The organism is Pseudomonas sp. FFPRI_1 (assembly GCF_055384485.1).
In genome coordinates this window covers 636,129-660,371 of record NZ_AP029168.1, presented here as the reverse complement: position 1 = coordinate 660,371, position 24,243 = coordinate 636,129, and the positions used below count along the sequence as shown (strand labels likewise).

20 protein-coding genes and 1 tRNA gene are annotated in these 24,243 nt (G+C 62.0%); 18 read left to right on the top strand and 3 right to left on the bottom strand.

The features are described from left to right. Positions 1 to 252: 252 nt before the first annotated feature. On the bottom strand, positions 253 to 1,836 hold the full coding sequence (locus ACZ5BO_RS02935; RefSeq protein ID WP_025128415.1) for a zinc-binding metallopeptidase family protein: 1,584 nt from the start codon (positions 1,834 to 1,836) through the stop codon (positions 253 to 255). A gap of 317 nt (positions 1,837 to 2,153) precedes the next feature. Here ACZ5BO_RS02935 and ACZ5BO_RS02930 point away from each other — a divergent pair, with 317 nt between their 5' ends. The 9 genes from ACZ5BO_RS02930 (at position 2,154) to ACZ5BO_RS02890 (ending at position 12,862) form a co-directional block, all read left to right on the top strand. Further along, positions 2,154 to 3,071, top strand: coding sequence for a LysR substrate-binding domain-containing protein (locus ACZ5BO_RS02930; protein WP_464698167.1), 918 nt, complete (start codon positions 2,154 to 2,156; stop codon positions 3,069 to 3,071). 150 nt (positions 3,072 to 3,221) lie between these two features. Continuing rightward, the gene (locus ACZ5BO_RS02925) at positions 3,222 to 4,313 is read left to right on the top strand and encodes an ABC transporter ATP-binding protein (RefSeq protein WP_464698165.1); all 1,092 of its coding nucleotides are present in this window, start codon (positions 3,222 to 3,224) and stop codon (positions 4,311 to 4,313) included. A 100-nt stretch (positions 4,314 to 4,413) separates the two neighbouring features. Further along, a complete protein-coding gene (locus ACZ5BO_RS02920) occupies positions 4,414 to 5,526 on the top strand; it encodes an ABC transporter substrate-binding protein (protein ID WP_025128418.1) in 1,113 nt (370 codons plus the stop codon). 10 nt (positions 5,527 to 5,536) lie between these two features. Beyond that, positions 5,537 to 6,373, top strand: a complete 837-nt coding sequence (locus tag ACZ5BO_RS02915; protein ID WP_025128419.1) for an ABC transporter permease — start codon at positions 5,537 to 5,539, stop codon at positions 6,371 to 6,373. A 7-nt stretch (positions 6,374 to 6,380) separates the two neighbouring features. Next, positions 6,381 to 7,196: an ABC transporter permease gene (locus ACZ5BO_RS02910; RefSeq protein WP_025128420.1), complete on the top strand. Its 816-nt coding sequence runs from the start codon at positions 6,381 to 6,383 to the stop codon at positions 7,194 to 7,196. 524 nt (positions 7,197 to 7,720) lie between these two features. Continuing rightward, positions 7,721 to 8,197 carry a formate dehydrogenase subunit gamma gene (locus tag ACZ5BO_RS02905; RefSeq protein ID WP_025128421.1) on the top strand — a complete coding sequence of 159 codons (477 nt, stop codon included), beginning with the start codon at positions 7,721 to 7,723 and terminating at the stop codon, positions 8,195 to 8,197. Continuing rightward, positions 8,197 to 9,750, top strand: coding sequence for a formate dehydrogenase beta subunit (locus ACZ5BO_RS02900; RefSeq protein ID WP_025128422.1), 1,554 nt, complete (start codon positions 8,197 to 8,199; stop codon positions 9,748 to 9,750). Before ACZ5BO_RS02905 ends, ACZ5BO_RS02900 begins: the two co-directional genes overlap by 1 nt. After that, the gene (gene fdhF / locus ACZ5BO_RS02895; protein ID WP_464698161.1) at positions 9,747 to 12,644 is read left to right on the top strand and encodes a formate dehydrogenase subunit alpha; all 2,898 of its coding nucleotides are present in this window, start codon (positions 9,747 to 9,749) and stop codon (positions 12,642 to 12,644) included. The genes ACZ5BO_RS02900 and fdhF overlap by 4 nt, the downstream gene beginning before the upstream one ends. After that, the gene (locus tag ACZ5BO_RS02890; RefSeq protein WP_025128424.1) at positions 12,641 to 12,862 is read left to right on the top strand and encodes a formate dehydrogenase subunit delta; all 222 of its coding nucleotides are present in this window, start codon (positions 12,641 to 12,643) and stop codon (positions 12,860 to 12,862) included. Before fdhF ends, ACZ5BO_RS02890 begins: the two co-directional genes overlap by 4 nt. A 52-nt stretch (positions 12,863 to 12,914) precedes the next feature. On the opposite strand, the gene ACZ5BO_RS02885 is transcribed toward ACZ5BO_RS02890, so the two are convergent. Further along, the gene (locus ACZ5BO_RS02885; protein ID WP_464698159.1) at positions 12,915 to 13,559 is read right to left on the bottom strand and encodes an amidase; all 645 of its coding nucleotides are present in this window, start codon (positions 13,557 to 13,559) and stop codon (positions 12,915 to 12,917) included. A 212-nt stretch (positions 13,560 to 13,771) separates the two neighbouring features. Between ACZ5BO_RS02885 and ACZ5BO_RS02880 the strand changes: the two genes are divergently transcribed. Together ACZ5BO_RS02880 and speB are read left to right on the top strand one after the other, a co-directional pair. Further along, the gene (locus ACZ5BO_RS02880; protein WP_025128426.1) at positions 13,772 to 15,157 is read left to right on the top strand and encodes a sodium:solute symporter family protein; all 1,386 of its coding nucleotides are present in this window, start codon (positions 13,772 to 13,774) and stop codon (positions 15,155 to 15,157) included. Between the two features lie 29 nt (positions 15,158 to 15,186). Continuing rightward, positions 15,187 to 16,155: an agmatinase gene (gene speB, locus ACZ5BO_RS02875; RefSeq protein WP_464698157.1), complete on the top strand. Its 969-nt coding sequence runs from the start codon at positions 15,187 to 15,189 to the stop codon at positions 16,153 to 16,155. A 202-nt stretch (positions 16,156 to 16,357) separates the two neighbouring features. Here speB and ACZ5BO_RS02870 read toward each other — a convergent pair whose 3' ends face one another. After that, a complete protein-coding gene (locus tag ACZ5BO_RS02870; RefSeq protein ID WP_177330262.1) occupies positions 16,358 to 16,627 on the bottom strand; it encodes a hypothetical protein in 270 nt (89 codons plus the stop codon). A gap of 417 nt (positions 16,628 to 17,044) precedes the next feature. Between ACZ5BO_RS02870 and ACZ5BO_RS02865 the strand changes: the two genes are divergently transcribed. The 7 genes from ACZ5BO_RS02865 to ACZ5BO_RS02835 all read left to right on the top strand — a co-directional run bounded on the left by ACZ5BO_RS02865 (position 17,045) and on the right by ACZ5BO_RS02835 (position 24,163). After that, positions 17,045 to 17,120, top strand: a tRNA-Thr gene (locus ACZ5BO_RS02865). Between the two features lie 112 nt (positions 17,121 to 17,232). Further along, positions 17,233 to 18,036 carry a hypothetical protein gene (locus ACZ5BO_RS02860; protein WP_464698155.1) on the top strand — a complete coding sequence of 268 codons (804 nt, stop codon included), beginning with the start codon at positions 17,233 to 17,235 and terminating at the stop codon, positions 18,034 to 18,036. A gap of 574 nt (positions 18,037 to 18,610) precedes the next feature. Beyond that, positions 18,611 to 18,991, top strand: coding sequence for a hypothetical protein (locus tag ACZ5BO_RS02855; RefSeq protein WP_464698153.1), 381 nt, complete (start codon positions 18,611 to 18,613; stop codon positions 18,989 to 18,991). A 389-nt stretch (positions 18,992 to 19,380) separates the two neighbouring features. After that, on the top strand, positions 19,381 to 20,529 hold the full coding sequence (locus ACZ5BO_RS02850) for a site-specific integrase (protein ID WP_464698151.1): 1,149 nt from the start codon (positions 19,381 to 19,383) through the stop codon (positions 20,527 to 20,529). A gap of 211 nt (positions 20,530 to 20,740) precedes the next feature. Beyond that, positions 20,741 to 21,355 (top strand): hypothetical protein, encoded by a 615-nt coding sequence (locus ACZ5BO_RS02845; protein ID WP_464698149.1) that lies wholly within the window; start codon positions 20,741 to 20,743, stop codon positions 21,353 to 21,355. 628 nt (positions 21,356 to 21,983) lie between these two features. After that, positions 21,984 to 22,967 (top strand): helix-turn-helix domain-containing protein, encoded by a 984-nt coding sequence (locus tag ACZ5BO_RS02840; protein ID WP_025128429.1) that lies wholly within the window; start codon positions 21,984 to 21,986, stop codon positions 22,965 to 22,967. 161 nt (positions 22,968 to 23,128) lie between these two features. Continuing rightward, on the top strand, positions 23,129 to 24,163 hold the full coding sequence (locus ACZ5BO_RS02835; RefSeq protein WP_025128430.1) for a DUF1254 domain-containing protein: 1,035 nt from the start codon (positions 23,129 to 23,131) through the stop codon (positions 24,161 to 24,163). Positions 24,164 to 24,243 lie beyond the last annotated feature (80 nt).

Genomic DNA, 24,243 nt, shown 5'->3' with positions numbered 1-24,243 from the left:
CTGTTGATGGAATCCTGGCAAAGCCCACAAATGCAGGGCATTGCAGGCCAATCAGCGATTGGTCATTTTTTGTTCACAAAATAAAAGCCCGAAAAAACAGCCAGTTGCATAAAGGTGAGAACGGCTCCACAAATCCGACAGCTCCCGGCCCTGGCAACCCATCCGTTGTGCATAAACACCTGAGCGAATGGGCATAACGACCTTCGCTCAGGTGCCAGGGAACGACCTCAGGCAAGGGCCCGATGCCGCTTCCTACTCATCGGCCCGTGCCGGAATCCACCACTCTTCGCCTCGGGCCGTGCTGATGTATTCCGGCCAGCGGAAATCGTGGGGCACCTGGAAGTCCTTGGGCAACAGCGGCGCCTGCCAGCGACTGCCACCAATCCCGCCACCGGTGCGCTCGACGAACTCGGCCTTGGCCGCGCTGAGCAACGCCTCATCGGTGAGCAGGTCCACCAGGGTGCCGGCAATGGTCTTGGCGGCGACCTCGATCATCGGGTCGATGGTCTGGCGAATGCCGCCCAGGGCGTTGGACACCCAGTCCGGATACACCGTCCCGGGCGGCGCGCTGAGCATCGGCCGGGCCACCAGCAGGCGCACGGTGGGGCAATGCCATGTGTATTCCGGGTAGTCGTCGGAGGTCAGGTAGTTCTGCCAGGCGGGCATCTGCAGGCGCATTTGCCGCTCGCATTCCTGAGGCTCGATCAGCGCTTCAGTGGCGGGCAGGAAAGGCTTGTCCATCGCCTCAAGGCCGAGGTTGCGCTGGATCTCGCGGGCGATCTCCCGGGCTTCTTCGTCCCACTGCGGAGCGCCCACCGCCGCCAGGTTGTCGTAGGTGGCCTGGGCCATGACGTGATTGGGCAGGCCGCCGCGGGACTTGCACACCCAGGTCTTTTTCCATTGGCAGCCGGTGGCCATGGCCGCCGCGGCGGCGTTGTTGTCCATGACCTGGGAGATGGTCTCGGCCTGCTCGATGGAGTCGCAGCGCAGCAGGTACTGGATCTGCGACAGGTGCGGCGGCAGGTTGTCGGCCGTGGCCTGGCCCGCCGTGAGGATCGCTTCGTTGTAGCTCCACAGGCCAGTGAACGGCAGCGTCGAGCGGCGCAGGCTTTCGTTGAGGGTGTAGAAATGCACCAGAGCGTCGTTGGCCCCCGGGGCACGGGCCGCCAGGTGATTCTGCGGAATCGGGCTGTAGCGGTCAGCGGCGATCCAGTTTTCCGGATCGACGCAGGTGAAGCTGTAGATGTAGGCGTAGGCGATACCGCAGTGGGTGTCCCAGGTGGTGGTGTTGTTCAGCGGCAGCATGTAGGTGGGGTGAAAGCTGATGGCCGCGTCCAGGTCGTTGTAATAGCCCTTGGCCGCGTGCACCGGCTTGGAGGCCCGCAGCTTTTCCGCCGGCTCGCCGAAGAAGCGGATGCTGCCCTGGAGGCCGAACTCGACCATGGTCGCCTTCGCCGCCAGGGCCCCGCCCAGGGCGCTGATGCCCAGGGCCGAGTGCGGGTCGGTGTGGCCCGGAGCGAAGCGCGACAAGCCATCACGAGGCATCTTGCGCGTGGTCGCAGCCTGGCAGTTGCCGGGCACCGCGTCGTACTCGCCGTAGGTTGCCAGCACCGGCCCTTGGCCCTGGGTGAAGGTGGCGCAGAAGGCCGTGGGCATGCCGCCACTGGCGCGCTCGACAGTGAACCCCTCGGCCTCCAGCAACTGGACATACCAGGCGCAGGACTTGTATTCGCGAAACGCAGGCTCCGCGTAATGCCAGATGATCTGGTGCCAGTCCGACAGTTGCTGGCGATGGCGCTCGACCCAATCGAGAGCGAATTCCTTGTAGCGTGACATCCGCGGCACTCCTGGTTATCCAGGTTCCTGCCGGCTGGCGGCGGGGCACAGCAGCGCCCGCTCCAGGCCGACGGGACCTCTTGTTGTTATGGGGGTTGTCCGGTCGGCTGGGGGCCGGATCGAGGCTCAGTATTGGTGAAGCGCGGATTACATCAATCGAATTTTTTCGCCATCAATGTCAAAGAAAATTGACCATTTCTGCAGCGCCGCGGCCCATACTGCGGCCGGCATCCTCGGCCCCCGCGCCTCGCCCCGGCACCGCCGCGCAGGCCGACCGGACGCCGTCGAAGACAGGTTTCCCCCGACCCGGAGGTAGCATGCGTTATCCCTCGATCACCGCCCTGCGCGCCCTCGACGCGGTAGCCCGCCTGGGCAGCGTGACTGCCGCGGCCCAGCAGCTGAGCCTGACCCGCAGCGCCATCAGCCACCAGATCATCAGCCTGGAACAGAGCCTGGGTTTCGCCCTCACCGAACGGGTCGGACGCGGCATCGGCCTGACCTACCAGGGCCAATGCTATGCCCGCGAAGTGCGGCGCATCCTGGCCGATATCCAGGACGCCGGCCGGCGCTTCGACGGCCAGCAGGTGTCCGGCAAATTGCGCATCAGCTGCAACCCGGGGTTCGCCAGTTTCTGGCTGTGCAATCACATCAACGGCTTCCTGCGCCAATACCCCCAGGTGCAATTGCAGGTGGTCAGCCCCCGCACCCAGGACGACACCAGCGACGCCGAGGCGGACCTGTTCATCGCCTACGGCATCGGCGACTGGCCGGGGCTGATGGTGGAACAGATCGTCACCCTGCGCTTCTCCCCGGTGTGCAGCCCGCGCCTGATCAACGCCATCGGCGGCCTGAACAGCCCTCAGGACCTGAGCAACTTCCCGTTGATCCACATGAGCGACCCCACCGACTGGCGAGTCTGGCTGGCGGCCGCAGGCGCTACCCAGGTCAATGCCGACAGCGGCATCACCTTCTCCGATGCCCATTGCGCGCAGTCGGCCTGCATTGCCGCCCAGGGCGTGGCCATTGGCGACAACCTGCTCAGTGGCGATGCCCTGGCCCGCGGGCTGCTGGTGCGCCCGTTCGATATCGCCATCAGTGCCCTGCGTGGCTACTTCCTGGTGATCGACCCGGCCAAGGCCGAGCGAGCGGTGGTCCAGGCCTTCAGTGCCTGGCTGAAAAACCAGTTGCAGACCAGCGCCCAGGGCATCACCGACACGGCGCCGCTGGAGCCGTGAAGGCTTCGGCGACTGGATAATTTCACTCACCAATGAGACAAAAATTAATCCATTGATGTCGCGTTGCTTTTCACAATAATGAGCTCACCGCCTGCTTCGACCACAATAAAAACTTCATCTTTCAGGCCGGTTATCTGGGAGAACACTGCAGTGTCCAGTAGTCCTTCGACTCAACTCAGCGCCCAAGGAATCTGCCAGTACTACGGCAACTTCACCGCCCTGGATGGCATCGATCTCGACGTTCGCCAAGGCGAGTTCCTGACCCTTCTGGGCCCCTCCGGCTCAGGCAAGACCACCCTGTTGATGATCCTCGCGGGCTTCCTCAGCCCCAGCGCCGGCAAGTTGCTGGAGCACGGGGTCGACATCAGCCGCCGCCCGGCGGAAAAGCGCAACTACGGCATGGTGTTCCAGGGGTATGCGCTGTTCCCGCACATGAGCGTTGCCGACAACGTCGCCTACCCGCTGCGGATCCGCGGGATCAAGGCCGAGGAGCGCCAGCGTCGGGTCAAGCACATCCTCGAAGTGGTGGGCCTGGGCGCCCACCTGCACAAGAAACCTTCCGAACTGTCCGGCGGCCAGCAACAACGAGTGGCCATTGCCCGGGCCCTGGTGTTCGAACCGGACATGCTGCTGCTCGACGAGCCGCTGTCGGCCCTGGACAAGAACCTGCGCGAGCAGCTGCAGACCGAGTTGCAGCGCATCCACCGCCAGGTGGGCACCAGCTTCGTGTTCGTCACCCATGACCAGGGAGAAGCCCTGGCGCTGTCGACCCGCATCGCCATCTTCAACCAGGGCCGGCTGTCCCAGGTCGATACCCCGCAAGGCATCTATGACCGCCCCAACAGCCGCTTCGTCGCCGAGTTCCTCGGCAAGATGAACCTGTTCCCCCTGCAGGGCATTTCCCGCAATGGCAACCAGGCCAGCGGCCGCTGCGGCGACAACCCGCTGCACGCCGCAACCTCGGGTGAAATCAGCAACCAGCCACAACTGCTGGCCGTGCGCCCGGAACACATGATGCTGCACACCGAGCGTCCGCAGCTGGGGGATCACAATGTGCTGCCGGCGTGCCTCGGCGAGCGGGTCTACCAGGGTTCCAGCACTCATCTGGCGCTGAACATCAGCCCGGAACTGGCACCGGTGAACCTCTCGGTGCCCGGCGACCACCCCGGTGCCCGCCTGCCCAGCGGCACCCCGGTGTGGCTCAGCTGGCCGGTGCGCAACAGCTTCCTGCTGGAAGCCTGAGCCGGCGCGCCCACCCCCCAAGCTTCTGCCCAGGGTTTTCGTAAAAAACCAACAATAATCGGCCGTCGCGCAGTGCGTCGGCCTCGCGAGGACTTGCCCCATGAGCCAGCACCATCAACGCGACTGCATTGAAATCCTCATCGAAAAAGCCCGTGGCGGACAGGTCAGCCGCCGCACTTTCATCCAGGCCATGGGCCTGCTGGCGGCCGTGCCCCTGGCGCTGCGCAGCGGCATCAGCTGGGCGGCGGACAAGCCCCTGGTGGTGGTCAACTGGGGCGGCGATGCGCTGAACGCCTTTCGCAGCGCCTGGACCGACAGCTTCACCAAGAGCACCGGGATTCCGGTGCGCATCGACGGCGCCGGCCCCACCGAAGGCGCCATCCGCTCGCAACTGGCCAGCGGCCGCCCAAGCTGGGACGTGGTCGATGTGGACAGCTACAGCGCCATGACCCTGGGCCGCGACCAGGTGTTGCAGCCCCTGGACTACAGCATGGTGCAGCGCGACCTGGTGGCGCCTTCGCTGTCCCACGAGCACGGCATCGCCGGCTACCTGTTCAGCTACGTGATCGCCTGGGACAGCCAGAAGTACGGCGACAACGGTCCAAAGAACTGGGCGGATTTCTGGAACGTGGAGAAATTCCCCGGCAAGCGCACCCTCTACAAGTGGATGAACGGCATGCTCGAAGCGGCGCTGCTGGCCGACGGCGTCCCGGCCGACCAGCTGTACCCGCTGGACGTGCCCCGGGCCCTGCGCAAGATCGACGAGCTCAAGCCCCATGTCCTGTCGTTCTGGGGCTCGGGCGCCGAGAGCCAGCAACTGATGATCGAGGGCGAAGCCTCCATGGGCGCCATCTGGCACACCCGCGCCACCCTGTTGCACGAAGACAGCGAAGGGCGCATCAAGTGGGGTTTCGATAACGCCTTCCTCAATGCCAGCAGTTGGGGCGTGCTCAAGGACAACCCGGCGGGCAAGGCCCCGGCCATGCAGTTCATCCAGCACGCCCTGCAACCGGCCGGCCAGCTCAAGCTGTTCGAGGCCCTGGGCAACGGTCCGTCCAACGCCGCCACCCAGCAACTGATGAGCGCCGAACAGCGGGAGATCAACTGCGCCTCCGAAGCCAACATGAAGAAGCAGATCTTCCTCGACACCCAGTGGTACGCCGACCACTACTCCAGCACCCTGGAGCAGTACCTGACCCACCTGTCCAAGTGAGCCGTCGACCATGAGTACAACCCGAACCGCGCGCCTGGAACGCAGCCTGCTGCTGTTTCCCCTGCCGCTGCTGCTGGTGGTGTTCTACCTGTTGCCGTTCTTCGGCGTGGTGAGCTGGAGCTTCACCCTGCCCGAGCCCGGGATCGAGCAGTACCAGCGCATTGCCACTGACCCGGCGATCCACGACATGCTCCTGCGCACCCTGCGCCTGTGCCTGACCGTGAGCCTGCTGGCCCTGGTGATCGGCTACCTGCTGGCCTACTGCTGGGTGTTCAGCCCGCCGTTCTGGCAGCGCATGGTGGAGATCTGCGTGTTCATCCCGTTCTGGATCTCGGTACTGGTGCGCGCCTTCGGCTGGCTGATCGCCCTGCGCAGCAACGGCGTGGTCAACGACAGCCTGCTGTCCATGGGCTGGATCGATCATCCCCTGCAACTGACCCGCAACGAACTGGGGGTGGTGATCGGCATGCTGCACTTCATGATCCCCTATGCGCTGTTCCCCCTGCTGTCGAGCATGCGCCAGCTGGACCAGCGCGTGCTGCTGGCCTCGCGCGGCCTGGGGGCCGGCGCCCTGCGCACCTTCTGGCAAGTGCTGCTACCGCAGACCCTGCCGGGGTTGCTGGGGGCCTTCATCATGGTCTTCGTGTTCTGCCTGGGCTTCTTCATTACGCCGGTGCTGCTGGGGGGCGGGCAGACGGTGATGATCGCCGAGTACGTGTTCCTGCAGATGTTCCAGACCAGCAACTGGGGCCTGGGCGCCGCCCTGAGCCTGGTGCTGCTGACCCTGGTCAGCGCGCTGATCTGGCTGCTGATGCGCATCACCCGTGTCAATCGACTGGTGGGTTGAGGTCACTATGAATACACATCGCACTGCCCTGAGTACCCGACTGATCGCCGTGGTCGCCATGGCCTTCATGCTGTTCCCGCTGCTGACGGTGATCCCGGTTTCCTTCACCGCCAAGCGCTACCTGTCGATGCCCGACGGCAATTGGTCGCTGCGTCACTACGAGGCGCTGCTGAGCAATCCCGACTGGCTGTCGAGCATCGGCCAGAGCCTGGCGATCGCCAGCGCCACCAGCGTTATCGCGACCTTGCTGGCGGTGAGCTTCAGCCTCGGCATCTGGTACCTGCGCTCGCGCCTGGCGACCCTGCTGATCGGCCTGGTATTGCTGCCCATGGCCATTCCACCGGTGATCTCGGCGCTGGTGCTGTATTTCATGGAAACCAACCTCGGGCGCATTGCCCCGGGCTGGGGCTACGACACCCTGCCGGGGGTGGTGATCGCCCACGTGGTGATGGTGGTGCCTTACGGAGTGGTGACCATGCTCGTGGCCCTGAGCCAGGTCGATCGGCGCATCGAACTGGCCTCGCGCAACCTCGGCGCCAGCCTGATGCAGACCACCTTCCTGGTGATGCTGCCCAACCTCAAGCTGGGGATCTTCTCCACTGCGCTGCTGAGCTTCGCCCTGTCCTGGGAAGAGGTGGCGGTGACCCTGTTCATCACCAGCGTTGACGTCAACACCCTGCCCCGGCGGATCTGGAGCGGGCTGCGGGATAACGTCGATCCGAGCGTGGCTGCGATCTCCGTGCTGCTGATCGGCCTGACCCTGCTGGTGCTCATGGGCCGCCTGGCCTTGCAGTACGCCGCCCAGCGCCGCGCTCGCCCCTAGCGCCCCCTGTGGCGAGGGCGCTTGCTCGCGCTGGCTGGCAAAGCCAGCCCAATGCCTGCGTCGCGGTTGCTGCCGACGAACCGCGGACGCAGGCGCTACGGCCGCTGCGCGCCCGAGCAGGAGCAAGCACCCTCGCCATAACAGCCTCTTGGCCCGCCCTCCCTTCGTGCCTGTCTATTCATCGCGCAACTGACCGAAGTCAGCACTCAGCGCCGGCGTTTATCCGATAGTCGGCGGCTCCGCGCGCCGGCTTGTCCAGGCTCTTCTAGACTCAACGGGTAGTCGTATTTGGAACTGAGCAAGTCGCTTTCGTGCGGATGATTCAAAGGCAGCGTGTCAAGCTGCCCTTTATGCCCTGAACAGGTGCGGCAACGACCGCGCCGGGTACAACAAGATGCCCATTCAGGGTGCATGGCCACCGGCCTGAACCGCCGCGCTACCGTGACGTGGCAACAAGTGCCGCAGCCGACACTTTCGGACCGCCGACAACCACCAGGTGTGTCCGTGACCGTGAGGATTGCTGTATGCCTGATGAAACGCTGCACCTGCCTGTGATCCACACCTTGCTGGAACGCCACAAGGGCGTCCCGGGTGCGCTGTTGCCGATCCTCCACGCCCTCCAGGAAGAGCTCGGCTATATCCCCGATCTCGCCATCCCCGAAATCGCCCACGCCCTCAACCAGAGCCAAGCGGAAGTACGCGGGGTGATCAGCTTCTACCACGACTTTCGGACCACCCCACCGGCACGGCACATCCTGCGCCTGTGTCGCGCCGAATCCTGCCAGAGCCGCGGCGCCGAACAGTTGGCCGCGCAATTGCGCGAGCGCCTGCAACTGGACGACCACGGCAGCAGCAGCGATGGCAGCATCAGCCTGCGGCCGGTGTATTGCCTGGGCGCCTGCGCCTGCTCACCGGCCCTGGAACTGGACGGCCAGATGCATGCGCGGGTCAGTGCCGAGCGCCTCGACGCGCTGCTCGAGCGTTGCCTGGAGGATGCGTGATGCCCAGCCTCTACCTGTCCTGTGATTCCCTGGCCCGGGCCGTGGGCGCCGACCAAGTGGCCGCAGCCATCGCCACCCAGGCCGAACCGCGCAACCTGCAACTGCAACGCACCAGCTCCCGCGGCCTGTACTGGCTGGAGCCGCTGCTGGAAGTCGACACCCCGGACGGCCGCCTGGGCTTCGGCCCGCTGACTGCCGCCGATGTCCCCTCGCTGCTCGATGCCCTGCAAGGTGATGCCAGCAACCACCCCCTGGCCCTGGGCCGGGTGGAAGACCTGCCCTATCTGAAGAGCCAGCAACGCCTGCTGTTCGCCCGCGCGGGCATCACCCGGCCACTGTCCCTGGCGGACTACCGGGCCCACGGCGGCTTCGAGGGGCTGGCCCAATCCATCGCCCTGGGGGGCGACCAGACCGTGACCGCCGTGCTCGACTCCGGCTTGCGCGGTCGCGGTGGCGCGGCCTTTCCTGCCGGGATCAAGTGGCGCACCGTGCGTGACACGCCGCCGCAGCAAAAGTACGTGGTGTGCAACGCCGACGAAGGCGACTCCGGCACCTTCGCCGACCGCATGCTGATGGAAGGCGACCCGTTCCTGCTGATCGAGGGCATGGCCATTGCCGGCCTCGCGGTCGGCGCCAGCTACGGTTACATCTACGTGCGTTCGGAATATCCACAGGCGGTGGCGACCCTGCGCGAAGCCATGGAAATCGCCCGGGATGCCGGTTACCTGGGAGCCAATGCCGGCGGCAGCGGCCAGGCCTTCGACCTGGAGGTGCGGGTCGGTGCCGGGGCCTATATCTGCGGCGAGGAAACCGCCCTGCTGGATTCTCTGGAGGGCAAGCGCGGCCTGGTTCGCGCCAAGCCGCCGATCCCGGCCCTGCAAGGCCTGTTCGGCCAACCGACCCTGGTGCACAACGTGCTGACCCTGGCCTCGGTGCCGCTGATCCTGGCCAAGGGCGCGCCGTTCTATCGCGACTACGGCATGGGCCGCTCCCTGGGCACCATGCCCTTCCAGCTGGCGGGCAATGTGCGCCACGGTGGCCTGGTGGAACGGGCCTTTGGCCTGACCCTGCGCGAGCTGGTGGAAGGCTACGGCGGTGGCACTGCCAGTGGCCGGCCACTCAAGGCCGCGCAAGTGGGCGGCCCCCTGGGCGCCTGGGTGCCGCCTGCGCAGTTCGATACGCCACTGGATTACGAAGCCTTCGCCGCCATGGGCGCGATGCTCGGCCATGGCGGCGTGGTGGTGGCCGACGACAGCCTCGACCTGGCCCGCATGGCGCGCTTCGCCCTGCAGTTCTGCGCCGAGGAATCCTGCGGCAAATGCACCCCGTGCCGCATCGGCTCGACCCGCGGCGTGGAGGTCATCGATCGCCTGCTGGCCGCCCCCCAGGCCGAGGAGCGCGAACACCAGGCGCTGATCCTCAAGGACCTGTGCGACACCCTGCAATACGGCTCGCTGTGCGCCCTGGGCGGGATGACGTCCTACCCGGTGGCCAGCGCCCTGAAGCACTTTCCCGCCGACTTCGGTCTGCAGCCCTCGGAGGCCGAGCAATGATCACTCTTTTCGACCCCGCCACAGACATCGACCTCAACGCCGTTGACCTTGGCACCCCGGCCCGGGACAGCCAGGTGCAGATCAGCCTGAACATCGACGGTCGCAGCATCAGCGTGCCCCAGGGCACCTCGGTGATGCGCGCCGCCGCGCTGATGGGCACCAGCATCCCGAAACTCTGCGCCACCGACAGCCTGGAAGCCTTCGGCTCCTGCCGCATGTGCCTGGTGGAGATCGACGGCATGCGCGGCTACCCGGCCTCCTGCACCACCCCGGTCAGCGAAGGCATGGTGGTGCATACGCAAACGCCGAAACTTGCGACCCTGCGCCGCAACGTGATGGAGCTGTACATCTCCGACCACCCGCTGGACTGCCTGACCTGTTCGGCCAACGGCAACTGCGAACTGCAGACCGTGGCCGGCCAGGTGGGCCTGCGGGAAGTGCGCTACGGCTACGACGGTGCCAACCACCTGCAGGATCAGAAAGACACCTCCAACCCCTACTTCGACTACGACCCGAGCAAGTGCATCGTCTGCAACCGCTGCGTGCGCGCCTGCGAAGAAACCCAGGGCACCTTCGCCCTGACCATCAGCGGCCGGGGCTTCGAATCCCGGGTCGCGGCGGCCGGTGGCGACAACTTCCTGGACTCCGAATGCGTGTCCTGCGGCGCCTGCGTGCAGGCCTGCCCGACCGCGACCCTGATGGAAAAGAGCGTGGTGCAAATGGGCCAGCCGGAGCGGGCGGTAATCACCACCTGCGCCTACTGCGGCGTGGGTTGTTCGTTCCGTGCCGAGATGAAGGGCGACCAGCTGGTGCGCATGGTTCCGGACAAGAATGGCCAGGCCAACCATGGCCACTCCTGCGTCAAGGGCCGCTTCGCCTGGGGCTACGCCACCCACCCGGACCGCATCACCAAGCCGATGATCCGCAAGCACATCAGCGACCCGTGGCAGGAGGTCAGCTGGGACGAAGCGGTGACCTACGCCGCCAGCGAACTGCGGCGCATCCAGTTCAAATATGGCCGCGATTCCATTGGCGGCATCACCTCCAGCCGCTGCACCAACGAAGAAACCTACCTGGTGCAGAAACTGGTGCGGGCGGCCTTCGGCAACAACAACGTCGACACCTGCGCCCGGGTCTGCCACTCGCCCACCGGCTATGGCCTCAAGCAAACCCTGGGGGAATCTGCCGGGACCCAGAGCTTCGACTCGGTGATGCAGGCCGACGTGATCCTGGTGATGGGCGCCAACCCCAGTGATGCCCACCCGGTGTTCGGCTCACAGCTCAAGCGCCGCCTGCGTGAAGGGGCCAAGCTGATCGTCATCGATCCGCGACGCATCGACCTGGTGGACTCGGTACACGCCCGCGCCGAGCTGCACCTGGCCCTGCGCCCGGGTACCAACGTGGCCATGCTCAATGCCCTGGCTCATGTGATCGTCACTGAAGGGCTGGTCAACCAGGAGTTCGTCAGCGCCCGCTGCGAGCCCGAGGCCTTCGCCCTGTGGAGCGACTTCGTCAGCCGTGCCGACAACTCGCCGGAAGTCCTGGGGGCCATCTGCGGCGTGCCTGCCGCGGATATCCGCGCCGCCGCGCGTCTGTACGCCACCGGCGGCAATGCCGCGATCTACTACGGCCTGGGCGTGACCGAGCACAGCCAGGGCAGCACCTCGGTGATGGGCATCGCCAACCTGGCCATGGCCACCGGCAACATCGGCCGCGAAGGCGTGGGGGTGAACCCGCTGCGGGGCCAGAACAACGTCCAGGGCTCCTGCGACATGGGCTCCTTCCCCCACGAGCTGCCGGGCTACCGGCATATCTCCAACCAGACGGTGCGCCAGCAGTTCGAGCAGGCCTGGAACGTCACCCTGCAGGCCGATCCCGGGCTGCGCATTCCCAACATGTTCGAGGCGGCCCTGGGGGGCAGCTTCAAGGGCCTGTACTGCCAGGGCGAGGACATCGCCCAGAGCGACCCCAACACCCAGCACGTGACCGCTGCCCTCTCGGCCATGGAATGCGTGGTGGTGCAGGACATCTTCCTCAACGAAACCGCCAAGTTCGCCCATGTGTTCCTGCCGGGCTCCTCGTTCCTGGAAAAGGACGGTACCTTCACCAACGCCGAGCGCCGGATCTCCCGGGTGCGCAAGGTCATGGAGCCCCTGGGCGGCAAGGCCGACTGGGAAGGCACCCTGGCCCTGGCCGCAGCCCTGGGCTATCCGATGAGCTACCACCATCCTTCGCAAATCATGGACGAGATTGCCCGCCTGACCCCGACCTTCAGCGGTGTCAGCTACGCCAGCCTGGACCGTCACGGCAGCCTGCAATGGCCGTGCAACGACGCCGCGCCGGACGGCACGCCGACCATGCACATCGATGAGTTCGTACGTGGCAAGGGGCGCTTCATGCTCACTGGCTACGTGCCCACCGACGAGAAGGTCAACGGCCGCTATCCATTGCTGCTGACCACCGGCCGGATCCTCAGCCAGTACAACGTCGGCGCCCAGACCCGACGCACCGACAACGTTGCCTGGCACGCCGAAGACCGCCTGGAAATCCACCCCACCGACGCCGAAAGCCGGGGCATCAACGAAGGCGACTGGGTGGGTATCGGCAGCCGCGCCGGGCAGACCGTGCTGCGGGCCCGGGTCACCGAGCGGGTAGCGCCGGGGGTGGTCTACACCACCTTCCACTTCCCCGAGTCGGGGGCCAACGTGATCACCACCGACAACTCCGACTGGGCCACCAACTGTCCGGAGTACAAGGTCACGGCGGTGGAGGTCAGCCGGGTCTATCACCCGTCCGAATGGCAGAAACGCTACCAGGCCTTCAGTGATGAACAGCATCGTCTGCTGGATGAACGCCGCCGCTCCCGTGGCGACAAGGCACAGGTGCGCCGATGAGTACCGCCAGCCTGATCAAGATGGCCAACCAGATTGCCTCGTACTTCGCCAATGAACCGGACCAGGTGCAGGCGGTGCTCAGCGTGCGCAACCACATGCAGATGTTCTGGACCCCGGGCATGCGCAAGGAACTGCTGGCCTGGCAGACACAGCAGCAAGGCGCCGAACTGCATCCCCTGGTGCAGAAAGCTGTCAGCGAAGCCGGCTGGGAGGCCTAGGCAAACCACGCCCTGGCCTGTTGCAACAGGCCAGGGACAACCTCGCAACCACTCACTGATCGGGGCAACGGCGCTCCGCCGGCGGCCGGGATTGCACCGCCAGCGGCAGGGTCGCCCCCGGTTTGCTCAACGGCAGCAACTGATAGACGGCGAACGCGCACAGCGCCTGCACCTCGCCGCCCGCCACCGGAACGTAGTTCAAGCCGACGAAGGCTTCGTAGCTCTTGCCCGGCTCGAACAGCACCACCTTCTTCACCTCGGGGCAGCTGCGATAGGTGCTGCCATATCCGCCCGCCGCCACGCCCCCGCCCTCCAGCAGGAAAGGCCGTCCCGCCGGTACCCGGTACTCGGTGGCAATTTCGTTGTAGGCCCCCTCGCCCATGCGGATTGCGCCTACATAACTCGGCAGTTTTGGCGCGAACCGGGGCAGCATGTCGATCTGCCTGGGAACCTGGGGGAACTGCGGGTCGTTGACGTTCGGCTGGTGATCACTGAGGAACCGCCCGGCCTTGGCCAGACGCCGGCTATCACCCTGGCAGCCGGCATAGACGTCGCCCCGCACCTCACCGTTGGTGATCACCCGCAGTTGCGCCACCGGCACTCCCAGGGGCGGCTCCGAATAGGGCACCACCGGTTTCACGCTGCAGGCACCGAGCATCCCCAGCGCGGCCACCAGGGTAAATTTTCCGACATCCATCGCTGACTCTTCCTTTGACTGAACCTGGCTTCTGATCTGGGCAGGCTATCGGCCACCCGCCCACACACTCACCACCAAGAGAGAAATGCCGCCTCGCCACTTGCTCCAAAACGCAAGCCGGCTTGTGTCCCTGGAGATGTAAGGCGCAAAGCGTCCAGCCTACTCTTGGCCGATCTGCCTGAAACAACAAAAACAACCAGGGAGCATCCGTAATGACACTCGATTATGCAGTCATGTTGGTTTACGTCCTGCTGATGGCCGGCCTCGGCTGGTGGGGCATGCGCAAAGTGAAGAGCCAGGACGACTTCCTGGTGGCCGGGCGCCGTCTCGGGCCGGCCCTGTACCTGGGCACGCTGTCGGCGGTGATGCTCGGCGGCGCCTCCACCCTCGGCTCGGTACGCCTGGGCTACAGCTTCGGCATTTCCGGCCTGTGGCTGGTATTCATGCTGGGCCTGGGGATCATCATCCTGAGCCTGGTGTTCTCCCGGCAGATCGCCCAGTTGCGGGTGTTCACCGTGACCCAGATTCTCGAACAACGCTACCAGGCCTCCTCGCGGTTGATCGGCGGCTGCGTGATGGTCGCCTACGATCTGATGGTGGCAGTTACCGCCACCATCGCCATCGGATCGATCACCGAAGTGGTGTTCGACATTCCACGCATCCCGGCAATCCTCTGCGGTGGTGGCCTGGTGATCTTCTATTCGGTGATCGGCGGCATGTGGTCGCTGACCCTCACCGACATCATCCAGTTCGTGATCATGACCCTGGGCATCTTCTTTGTCCTGCTGCCCATGAGCGTCGGCCAGGCCGGCGGCCTGGAAGCTCTGCAGGCCAACCTGCCGGCGGGCTTCTTCGAGCTGGGCAACATCGGCCTGGACACCATCCTCACCTACTTCCTGCTGTACTTCTTCGGCGCCCTGATCGGCCAGGACATCTGGCAGCGTCTGTTCACCGCCCGCAGTGAAAACGTGGTGCGCTACGCCGGCCTCGGCGCCGGTGTCTACTGCATGTTCTACGGGGCCGCCTGTGCCCTGGTGGGGGCCGCTGCCAAGCTGTTGCTGCCGGACCTGGCGGTGGCGGAAAACGCCTTCGCCGAAGTCACCCGCAGCGTGCTTCCCGCCGGCCTGCGCGGGCTGGTGGTCGCCGCAGCCCTGGCCGCCATCATGTCCACCGCCAGCGCCTGCCTGCTGGCTTCGGCCACGGTGCTCAAGGAAGACATCTACAGCCGCTTCCTGACCCAGGGCCGGGAAAACCACCTGGCCAGCAGCCGCTGGATCACCCTCGGCCTGGGTCTGGCGATGCTGGTCATGGCCTGCCTGGTCAACGACGTGATTGCCGGCCTGAGCATCGCCTACAACCTGCTGGTGGGCGGCCTGCTGGTCCCCATCATGGGTGCCCTGCTGTGGCAGCGCGCATCGGCCAGGGGCGCCATCGCCTGCATGGTCACCGGCAGCCTGACGGTGATCGGCTTCATGGCCCACGACGGCATCCTGGCCAACACCCCGATCTACTACGGCCTGGGGGTCAGCCTGCTGACCTTTGTCGGCGTCAGCCTGCTGAGCCCGGCGGCACCGGCACTGCGCAGCGCCACCGAATAAGCCCTTCACTGCGAACAAGGAGTCACCCCATGTCCAAGCCCTTTCCCCAACCCGTGGACGCCGCCCTGGTGCCGCGCTTCGCCGGTATCCCGAGCTTCATGCGCCTGCCGCTGTTCGATGACCCGGCGCAGGTCCAGATCGCCCTGGTGGGCGTGCCCTGGGACGGCGGCACCACCAACCGCGCCGGCGCCCGGCATGGCCCACGGGAGGTGCGCAACCAGTCGAGCATGATGCGCAAGGTGCACCACGTCAGCCGCATCGCGCCGTATGACCTGGTGCGGGTCGGCGATCTTGGGGATGCGCCGGTCAACCCCATCGACCTGCTGGACTCGCTGAAACAGATCGAAGGCTTTTTCAGCCAGCTCCAGGAAGCCGGTGCAGTGCCCCTGGCCGTAGGCGGCGACCACCTGGTGACCCTGCCGATCTTCCGCGCCCTGGCTCGCCACCGGCCCATCGGCATGGTGCATTTCGATGCCCATTCCGATACCAACGACCGCTACTTCGGCGACAACCCCTACACCCACGGCACGCCGTTTCGCCGTGCCATCGAAGAAGGCCTGCTGGACCCGAAACGCACAGTGCAGATCGGCATCCGCGGCTCGATCTACTCCGCCGACGACGAAGACTTTGCCAAGGACTGCGGGATTCGCGTGATCCACATGGAAGAGTTCGCCGACATCGGCGTCGAAGCCACCCTGGCCGAAGCCCGGCGCGTGGTGGGCGATGGCCCGACCTACATCAGCTTCGATGTCGACGCCCTCGACCCGTGCTTTGCCCCCGGCACCGGCACCCCGGAAATCGGCGGCATCACCACCCTCCAGGCCCAGCAACTGATCCGCGGCCTGCGCGGCCTGAACCTGATTGGCGCCGACGTGGTGGAAGTCTCGCCACCCTTCGACCTCGGCGGCGCCACCGCCCTGGTGGGGGCGACATTGATGTTCGAGTTGCTGTGCATCCTGGCCGAGTCGGTGGCGCAAGGGAGCGCAGGAAAGCCGTAGCGGCGGCAATACAAATACCCAAGGAACCCGGCAGACATACCCGGGCCTATGGGAGTCAAACCTCCCTCTGATAACCGTGTTTCATGTCTCGCATGGGAAATCGGAGGGAGGTACAGATATACAGCGTCCATTTGAAACAGGCTAAAACCCAAAGCATTATTTAAATAAGTTCAAATTTCAGCCTGATATTCCAAGAGCGCTGTTACTTGGCAACTTCCTTGGTTTTCTTGTGCGCCCGTGCGGATGTCTTGTAGGCGGAATCAACTTTCTTCTTGGATTCATCCAAGTGCTTGCGCCAGTCGCCCTTGAGCTTGGAAATCACCCCATCCCGCGAGTGCTCATGGGCGTGGACCGCCGACTGGTGGCGCTCTGCCAGGTGTTTGTGGTGGATGGCCGCCTCCTCATGCTTCTTTGCCGCTTCGTGGTGCTGGATAGCCGTGAGATGGTGGTGCTTGATAGCTTCCTTCGACATGACGATCTCCATTTAATTGACATAACTCCTATAAACCTTCGGAAATATCTGTTTCCCCAAAGGCCTGCCATCAAACTTAGACCAGTTGTTTTTTAATTCCACTCTTTGGGACATACGGTCGCACTTCATTTAAAAAATAATATTTAAAAACCAATTAAGCGCAAGAACAGATAAAAGCTCCAGCTGCCAGAGCAACAGGTTGGAACACTGCCTGTATAACCTCAGAGGAGGTGGCTGCCTGTGGCATAGCCGGGGCCCGCCAGGCGGATGAGCGAATAAACCCCGCGGGGTCACCCTCGAACCAGCAGCTGTCACCCAATCCTTAGCTGGCGGACGAAAACCCGGGGGCCTGCAAAAATAGTCAGATTTCAGGGGTTTACAGAACCTCGCCAATCGCTATAATCGTCGCCCTAACACGCCGGTATAGCTCAGTTGGTAGAGCAACTGACTTGTAATCAGTAGGTCCCGGGTTCGACTCCTGGTGCCGGCACCATTTAAAATCAAAGGCTTGCAGCGATGCAGGCCTTTGTTTTTTGCGTCGTACGTAACAAGGCACGTAACAAGCAACCAGTTTTCGCTTCCTCATCATCTGTAGGGATACGGTAATGTCGTGGATCGACTATGCGCAGGGCCTCCTGGACAAAAGCTGGCTTGGCACGTTGCTTGGGATTGCAGGTATCGTCTTCGCGGTCCTTACATACCTGTGGACTCGCAGACGAACCAGCTTGGCCTATGTGTACCTAGGAGAGCATCTCCTGGGAAGCGCCTCAGATGCGCTACCACCAGAGATAGTCGTTCAATACGACGGCATCAGCATTCCCCGCCTAACCAAATCCATACTGATTTTCTGGAACAGCGGCGAGAACACCGTTAGCGGTGAAGACATCGTTGATAAGGATCCCCTCCGGTTCCACGTAGGAGACGACGGTCAAATCCTATCCATCTCGGTACTTAAGTCCAGTCGTGCGGTAAACGATTTCTCATTCCGCGCACTTCCAGATCACAACCTTAATGAGATTGGATTCACTTTCAATTTCCTCGATGAAAACGATGGGGTTGTGGTGGAAATTCTGCATACCAGTACTGATCGAAAGCCCAGGATCAAGGGCACCCTAAAAGGCCTTCCACAGGGTTTTCGAAACCTTGGCCAGTTCACGCGCCCCAAACCTCAAAAGATAAAGCCGGGGAAATTGCGTTCGCTTGCCTGGAGTCTGTCTCCGGCTGTTATGGTCGTAGGGGGCTTTCTCGCCGCGGTCTATGGACCGCGACCACCATTTTTCCCTACCAATCCAGACACCGGACTGTTCTTCTATTCGTTTCTAGGCGCATTCGTGGGTATGTGGCTCAACAACAAATTCTGGACTAGGCGCAAATATCCAAAGAGCCTCCACACCGAAGCTCTTGAGTAACCATAAGGGCACTCACCTGCACCTGGTGCTGAATCTGTTTTTCCAGCACGCAGTTCAGGTTTACTTGGAGTCTGGCAGTAGGCTTCGATCGACAAGCATAGGATAGCCAATAGCCCCGCAAATTCAGCGCCACTGCAGTGTCTGTACACGTCGAGTGTCACTCCCTCTACACACGGGAATTTTTTTCCGGTGCACCCATCAAAAGTGCGTAAGAAGTGTAAGTGAGATTTTAGAATCTCTTAAAACCCTTACAAATCAATGGCTTGAGCTGATATCAAAATCGTAAGTCGACTGTAGAATCACCGTCTGAGCCGCACAGTTTGGTACTGTAAGCGAGCATCTTAATAACCAATTGATTTATAACGATATTTTTTCTATTCGCTCTCAGCTGACGCTTTTAGACGGCACAACTGTAAGCGACGCTCCCCACGGAATACGCGGGTTCCAGGGCTTTTTGTCACCTGCAGACGCCACTTACGTGTCAGGACGGGGTGACCCAGAAAATGTTTTTCCGGGAACATCGAAGGTATGCTGAAAACCACGCTCAGTCCTTTGATCGACCCGGAGAACAGCAATGCGTAAGCCCACCCCCCAAGCAGCACTACCGAAGATCAGCGCCGTTAAAGACGATCGACATTGGCGTGTAGATTGGGACTATCAGGAAGCTCCAGAAAGTCGAATTCTTACCAAGAGAGCGGAGTTCTTGGACGGGTATGTTTGCGGCATCCTGGCGACCCTTGGCCTCTCGGCAGGCGAGCTATGCCGACCCTCGGCCCGCACCGGCACGGTGAGGAGGGTGGACGAGGCAACGGCGTTGAAGCTTGCCCAACTGCTTAAAGGCCTATTGCACCCCGTGGTTGAGGAAGAACATCGCCGGTTGCTGAATGAGGCTGATCTCCCTCATGTTCGATTCCAGGCCGAGAAAGACGCAGTGAAAGCCTCTGAAACGCAGTAAACCCGATACGGCCCCCGCCAGGAGGGGATTACAGCGCTTTCCCCTCCGGCGTTTCGCAGAGCACAGAACTCGTGGTTTTTGAGCTGCGCTGAAACTGAAAACAGCGGTTTTGGCTGATCTTTTAGGCATGCGGCCAGACAGGCCGGGGCCTTCAGAATTTCCTCATCATCTGAGACGTCATGGCACGCCGTGCAAACGTGTGACATTTCTCAGCAATACCTTTCACTTTGTGCAATCACCAAACGCTCCACAAAGCCCGCAGCGGGCCTGGGCGGGGGCATGGTTTGCACCACCACCTGACCTTGCACAAAAAACGGACGCAGAGCCCGTCGGCGGGAGGGAGATAAGTGCTTTAGGCCTGCTGCAGAGCGATACGACGCCGACATCCTATGAGGAAAGCAAGGAAGCGGAAGCACAATCCGCACATCCCCTCCCACATCGATCAGGCCGCTCTCCCAGCGGCCGTTTACTTTGATCAGCGAAACGAAGGGGTTTGGTACACCCTTCATCGTGACGAGACGAGCACGCAGCGCCGGCGCAACATAGCGCCGGCTATCGTTTCGCTGGCAGAGCTACACCAAATCATGGACGAGGCTTCCAACGTCGACCGGGGAACGCTCCACTACGTTTGTGCGCAGTTCCACGAAAGCGATCGGTACAAGAAGCTCAGTTCGAAAACCCATGAAGATTATTGCTACTCCCGCGACGTTCTCCTGACTATTCCCACCAAGCTGGGAAAACCGTTGGGGGATCTGGCCGTTCGGAAATTCACTTCTGCCCTGGTACAAAGAATCGTTGACCGACTCGCGGACGAAGGCACGCCATCGAAAGCCGCACATGCGCTCCGCTATCTGCGCCGTGTGCTGCAGTGGGGTCGCAATCGTGGCTTTCTGGAAGTGAACCCAGCCCTAGGTATTGAGGCGCCCGTAGAGCGCAAGCAGCGCCGTCTCCCCAACCACCAGGTCATGGACGCCCTTATCGACCGGGCGATCGCCAGGGGGTTGCTGCAACGCAATGAGAAAGGCGGCTGTCCCGAATACCTGGGCTACGTCATGGAACTGGCATACCTCTGCAGGTTGCGCGGCATCGAGGTCGTGACCCTCACTGACGAAAACGAGCTGGAGAGCGGGATTCTGACCAATCGCCGCAAGGGCAGCCGAAATAATATCGTTCGTTGGACGCCACGACTGCGTACAGCCTGGGAAAACGCGAAGGCCTATCGAGCCAAGATATGGGCCAAACGCAAAACCGCGATCCCGATCATTCCATCGCGCCGGCACATCATCGTGGCCAGCCATGGCGGGCCACTGCGCAAAACTAGCCTAGATACTGCCTGGCAGCGCTTTATCACCCTGGCACTCGTAGACGACTTCATTACGCCGGAACAACGGTTTGCGCTGCACGATCTGAAACGACGCGGCATCACTGACACCGTAGGTAACAGAGCGGACAAGCAGGAAGCCAGCGGCCATCGTGACCCGAAGATGATGGACGTCTACGATTACAGTACTCCAATCGTTTCGCCTTCCGCTGAATAGATGAGATAAGAGGGTTCAGCCACCAGTTTGCCCTACCCGCCAATAACGGAGAAAAAATTTGGAACTCATAATTCCCTGCGTTCAGTGCGCGCTAGCTGCCTCTATGACAGATGGTGGCTTTGGACCTGAGGGCATGTTGGTTCGGACTAGATCTGTGCTCGTTCAGGACAAAAATCTGTATCGAGCCACTTGCCCAGAGGGGCATCAGCTTGTGGCAATTCTCAGCAACCTTCCTTTTGAGCTGCTTTTCCAAAGTGGTTTAGAGGCTCTATCGGACGGTTATCTACGAGAGTCTGTGAGTAGCTTTGCCGCAGCACTGGAGCGGTTGTATGAATTTTCTATTCGAGTCCAATTGACAGCCGCGAATGTAAACTCCAACGATTTGGAGACGATGTGGAAAGCCGTCGCCTCACAGTCAGAGCGACAGCTTGGAATGTACATTGGCATGAGAACCTTGAAGGAGGGTCAGCCGCCGACGGTGCTTTCTCCCTCCCAGTCTGAGTTCCGCAATCGAGTTATTCACAAGGGTTACTTCCCTGACTTCGACGAAGCATTCGAGTTCGGCGAGGTAGTTTTTAGACTGATTTTGGACGAAGTCTCGCGCCTGGACGAGTGCTCTAAGGACGCCGTCGTCACCCAGACACTGTCTCATCAGGAAAAGGCATACAAGTCGCTGAAAAAGGAGGACCCGCCCCCTAGTATGTTTGGCTTTGGCTTGGCCGTAACAGACCGCACAGATCGACCGTTCTCCGACGTTGTGATTGACGCGCAAAAGAGTATGCGCAGAAGACGTGCTGGCGAAGCACCACCTGCTGCTAGCGTGTGAAACACCGATGATTCGGGGATCGATTCCACGTAACAAGCATCATCTACCCCCCTTGAACATGCGGTATGCACCACCCTCTCACGTAACAGAAACAGCGTTAACTCCTTGTTTCTGTTGTTTAAAGCACCTTCCTTGTAATCAGTAGGTCCCGGGTTCGACTCCTGGTGCCGGCACCATACAAAACAAAGCCCTCGCAGCGATGCGAGGGCTTTGTTGTTTCCGGGATCAAAAAAACTGCGCCAACGCCTTCAGCTGCGTTTTTGATTCCGGTATCGGAGAGCTTCAGACTCCCCCACCAGCCCCTCCCTCACCCAACGAACACAGGCTCCCCCTCAGGAACCTTGGTTCGCCCTTCGCAGGCCACGGGCACGCGCTCAACCCACTGACAGCCCCTGGCTTCAGCTGAATTGGCACAATGGCCTCATCCTTGTTGCAGCCGTGCCCTGCCTGCCCCCCTCTGTACAAGGTGCGGTCAGCAGGTCGGGAAACGCCGATGTTGTCGCTGATTCGCCCCTTGTGTTTACTGCACGGTCGTCGGCACGACTGTGGCAAAGGTTTTGCGCTAGTGTTTCCCTGCGGACCCGGACGGTATTCACGTGCATTGCCTTCAAACCAGGTGCAAACGCTCATGACCCATGCAACGCCCTCCATCAAACTCAGCACGCTTCAGCAAATAGCGCCCTACCTGAGCATGCGTGGGGTGTCGCCACTGGAGTTCTTCCGGCGGTACGGTATTTCCCCTCAGGTTTTTCAATACCCGGATGCCTGGGTGCCACGGGCGACCTGCTTTCATATAGCCAATGAAATGGCCGCGGTCGCACAGGACCCTTTCGCCGGTGCAACGGTGGGGCACCTGATCGAAGTACGCTCACTCGGCGCCTGGGGCGAGTTGATCCTGGGCTCGTCCACTCTGGCTCAGGCGTGCGCAGTGGCGGCGATCCATACAGACTTACTGCATCAAGGAAGCGACGTAAGAATCGTCACCGAAGGCCGTACGACGAAACTGATCCAGCAGTTCACCGGACAGCACGGGGCAGATCCGCAGCAGGTCATTCTCGGCACTCTGGCGCTGCTGAGAAAAGTACCGCTCATGTCCGGTGAGCCATGCGCCATCCGTGTGCACCTGCAAAACCCGAGGCAACGAGGAGATGAGGCGCTGGAGGAATACCTGGGGCCGAATCTGCACATGAACGCGCAGCACAACATGATCGAGTTCGACCGTGAATTGCTCGACACACCGCTGCAACCCAGCCGGGATGAGGCCTGGAAAGTCACCGAGGCCTTGAAGTCGACCGCGCAAGCCGCCGGCGTGCTGATCGAGCGGATCGGGGATCAGGATCGATCCAAACTTACCGCTATTTCAAGCAACATCGGCTTGTCTTCGCGAACCCTACAGCGGCGTCTCAAATACTGCGGCATCGACTTCGAAGACCTGCGGGACGAGACCCGTCGTAGCGAAGCGCTACAACTGATTGCCTGTGGTAAGTACAGCGCAACCGAAATTGCCTACATGGTTGGCTACAGTGATCAGGCGCACTTTACCCGAGCCTTCAAGCGCTGGACCGGAAGCTCGCCGTCGCGCTACCGCACCCTCTTGAAAGATGATCGCTAAGCTCTTCGCCTGACCCTCCCGCCCCACTATTGGGCGCCTTTCAGTGGCGGCCTTCGCAGCACTTGCTCGCGGTACTTTTGGCACCAAATGGCAAGTTTCCAACGGGGTGTTCTTATACAGTCTGAAAAGGTAATGCCCACTTAAAAGAGCTAGAGGTTTACATGCCCGATTCATCCACGGCCTGCATCGTCGCCCTGACGCTGGCCACTTTTGCCAGTGCAAATGCGCAGTCATTCGCTGACACGACGATACCGGTAAGTGTCGATAACTTTGCACGTGCCGAGTCCGATCTCTATATGGGCAAGAGTGTGAAGAGTGGAGGCTTGGGCCGGTTTGTTCATAGCCGCGAACCGGTTGCCATCGATGCTCAGGATGTCATCCGAATGAACAGGGACACGCTGTATTCGTCAGCGGTGTTCGATCTCGATGCTGGCCCGGTGACCGTCACATTGCCTGAAGCCGGTAAGAGGTTCATGTCGATGCAAGTGGTCAACGAAGATCACTTTGTGCCGGCCGTCATTTACGGGCCCGGCCGCCATACGTTGGCGAAAGAGGAGATCGGCACACGCTATGTATTTGTCGCGATCCGACTGTTCTTCGACCCCTCGGATCGCAACGACCTTGAGCAGGTGCATGCACTGCAGGACGCAATCCAGGTCAGCCAGGCCAGGCCGGGGGAGTTCATGGTTCCGAAGTGGGATCAGGTGAGCCAGAAAAAAATGCGTGATGCCCTGGCTGTCCTGGGTTCGACCCTTCCCGACTACAACCAGTCCTTTGGTCCCAAAGGCAGGGTCGATCCGATCCGGCACTTGATTGGAACCGCTACGGGCTGGGGCGGCAACCCGAGCAGGGACGCCATCTACCTCGGAGCAGTATTGCCGCACAACGATGGGAAAACCGTCTACCGCCTCAAGGTTGAACAGGTGCCGGTCAAGAGTTTCTGGTCTGTGAGTGTTTACAACGCAGAGGGGTACTTTCAGAAAAACCCCTATGACGCCTATTCGTTGAACAACCTCACTGCCAAGAAAAGTGCTGACGGTTCAATTGTCATCCAGTTCGGTGGTTGCGACGCAAAGACCGTTAATTGTCTGGTTACGACACCTGGCTGGAACTATACGGTCAGGCTCTATCGACCGAGCAACGAAATACTCAGTGGCCAATGGCGCTTTCCCCAGCCAGAGCCGGTCGCTTTATAGATTCGATTATTCGAGCAAGTGCAGGTTTGTCGGAATGACGGACTACTGCCCTCGACACTTGTAAACGCCCTGTGGTGATC

What these genes read in the sequence shown, in the direction of transcription:
- speB (WP_464698157.1), top strand. Translation starts at nt 15,187, where the DNA reads ATGTCCAAGCCCTTTCCCCAACCCGTGGACGCCGCCCTGGTGCCGCGC.
- ACZ5BO_RS02910 (WP_025128420.1), top strand. Translation starts at nt 6,381, where the DNA reads ATGAATACACATCGCACTGCCCTGAGTACCCGACTGATCGCCGTGGTC.
- ACZ5BO_RS02855 (WP_464698153.1), top strand. Translation starts at nt 18,611, where the DNA reads ATGCGTAAGCCCACCCCCCAAGCAGCACTACCGAAGATCAGCGCCGTT.
- ACZ5BO_RS02900 (WP_025128422.1), top strand. Translation starts at nt 8,197, where the DNA reads ATGCCCAGCCTCTACCTGTCCTGTGATTCCCTGGCCCGGGCCGTGGGC.
- ACZ5BO_RS02915 (WP_025128419.1), top strand. Translation starts at nt 5,537, where the DNA reads ATGAGTACAACCCGAACCGCGCGCCTGGAACGCAGCCTGCTGCTGTTT.
- ACZ5BO_RS02860 (WP_464698155.1), top strand. Translation starts at nt 17,233, where the DNA reads ATGTCGTGGATCGACTATGCGCAGGGCCTCCTGGACAAAAGCTGGCTT.
- ACZ5BO_RS02885 (WP_464698159.1), bottom strand. Translation starts at nt 13,559, where the DNA reads ATGGATGTCGGAAAATTTACCCTGGTGGCCGCGCTGGGGATGCTCGGT.
- ACZ5BO_RS02850 (WP_464698151.1), top strand. Translation starts at nt 19,381, where the DNA reads ATGAGGAAAGCAAGGAAGCGGAAGCACAATCCGCACATCCCCTCCCAC.
- ACZ5BO_RS02920 (WP_025128418.1), top strand. Translation starts at nt 4,414, where the DNA reads ATGAGCCAGCACCATCAACGCGACTGCATTGAAATCCTCATCGAAAAA.
- fdhF (WP_464698161.1), top strand. Translation starts at nt 9,747, where the DNA reads ATGATCACTCTTTTCGACCCCGCCACAGACATCGACCTCAACGCCGTT.
- ACZ5BO_RS02840 (WP_025128429.1), top strand. Translation starts at nt 21,984, where the DNA reads ATGACCCATGCAACGCCCTCCATCAAACTCAGCACGCTTCAGCAAATA.
- ACZ5BO_RS02930 (WP_464698167.1), top strand. Translation starts at nt 2,154, where the DNA reads ATGCGTTATCCCTCGATCACCGCCCTGCGCGCCCTCGACGCGGTAGCC.
- ACZ5BO_RS02880 (WP_025128426.1), top strand. Translation starts at nt 13,772, where the DNA reads ATGACACTCGATTATGCAGTCATGTTGGTTTACGTCCTGCTGATGGCC.
- ACZ5BO_RS02935 (WP_025128415.1), bottom strand. Translation starts at nt 1,836, where the DNA reads ATGTCACGCTACAAGGAATTCGCTCTCGATTGGGTCGAGCGCCATCGC.
- ACZ5BO_RS02905 (WP_025128421.1), top strand. Translation starts at nt 7,721, where the DNA reads ATGCCTGATGAAACGCTGCACCTGCCTGTGATCCACACCTTGCTGGAA.
- ACZ5BO_RS02835 (WP_025128430.1), top strand. Translation starts at nt 23,129, where the DNA reads ATGCCCGATTCATCCACGGCCTGCATCGTCGCCCTGACGCTGGCCACT.
- ACZ5BO_RS02870 (WP_177330262.1), bottom strand. Translation starts at nt 16,627, where the DNA reads ATGTCGAAGGAAGCTATCAAGCACCACCATCTCACGGCTATCCAGCAC.
- ACZ5BO_RS02890 (WP_025128424.1), top strand. Translation starts at nt 12,641, where the DNA reads ATGAGTACCGCCAGCCTGATCAAGATGGCCAACCAGATTGCCTCGTAC.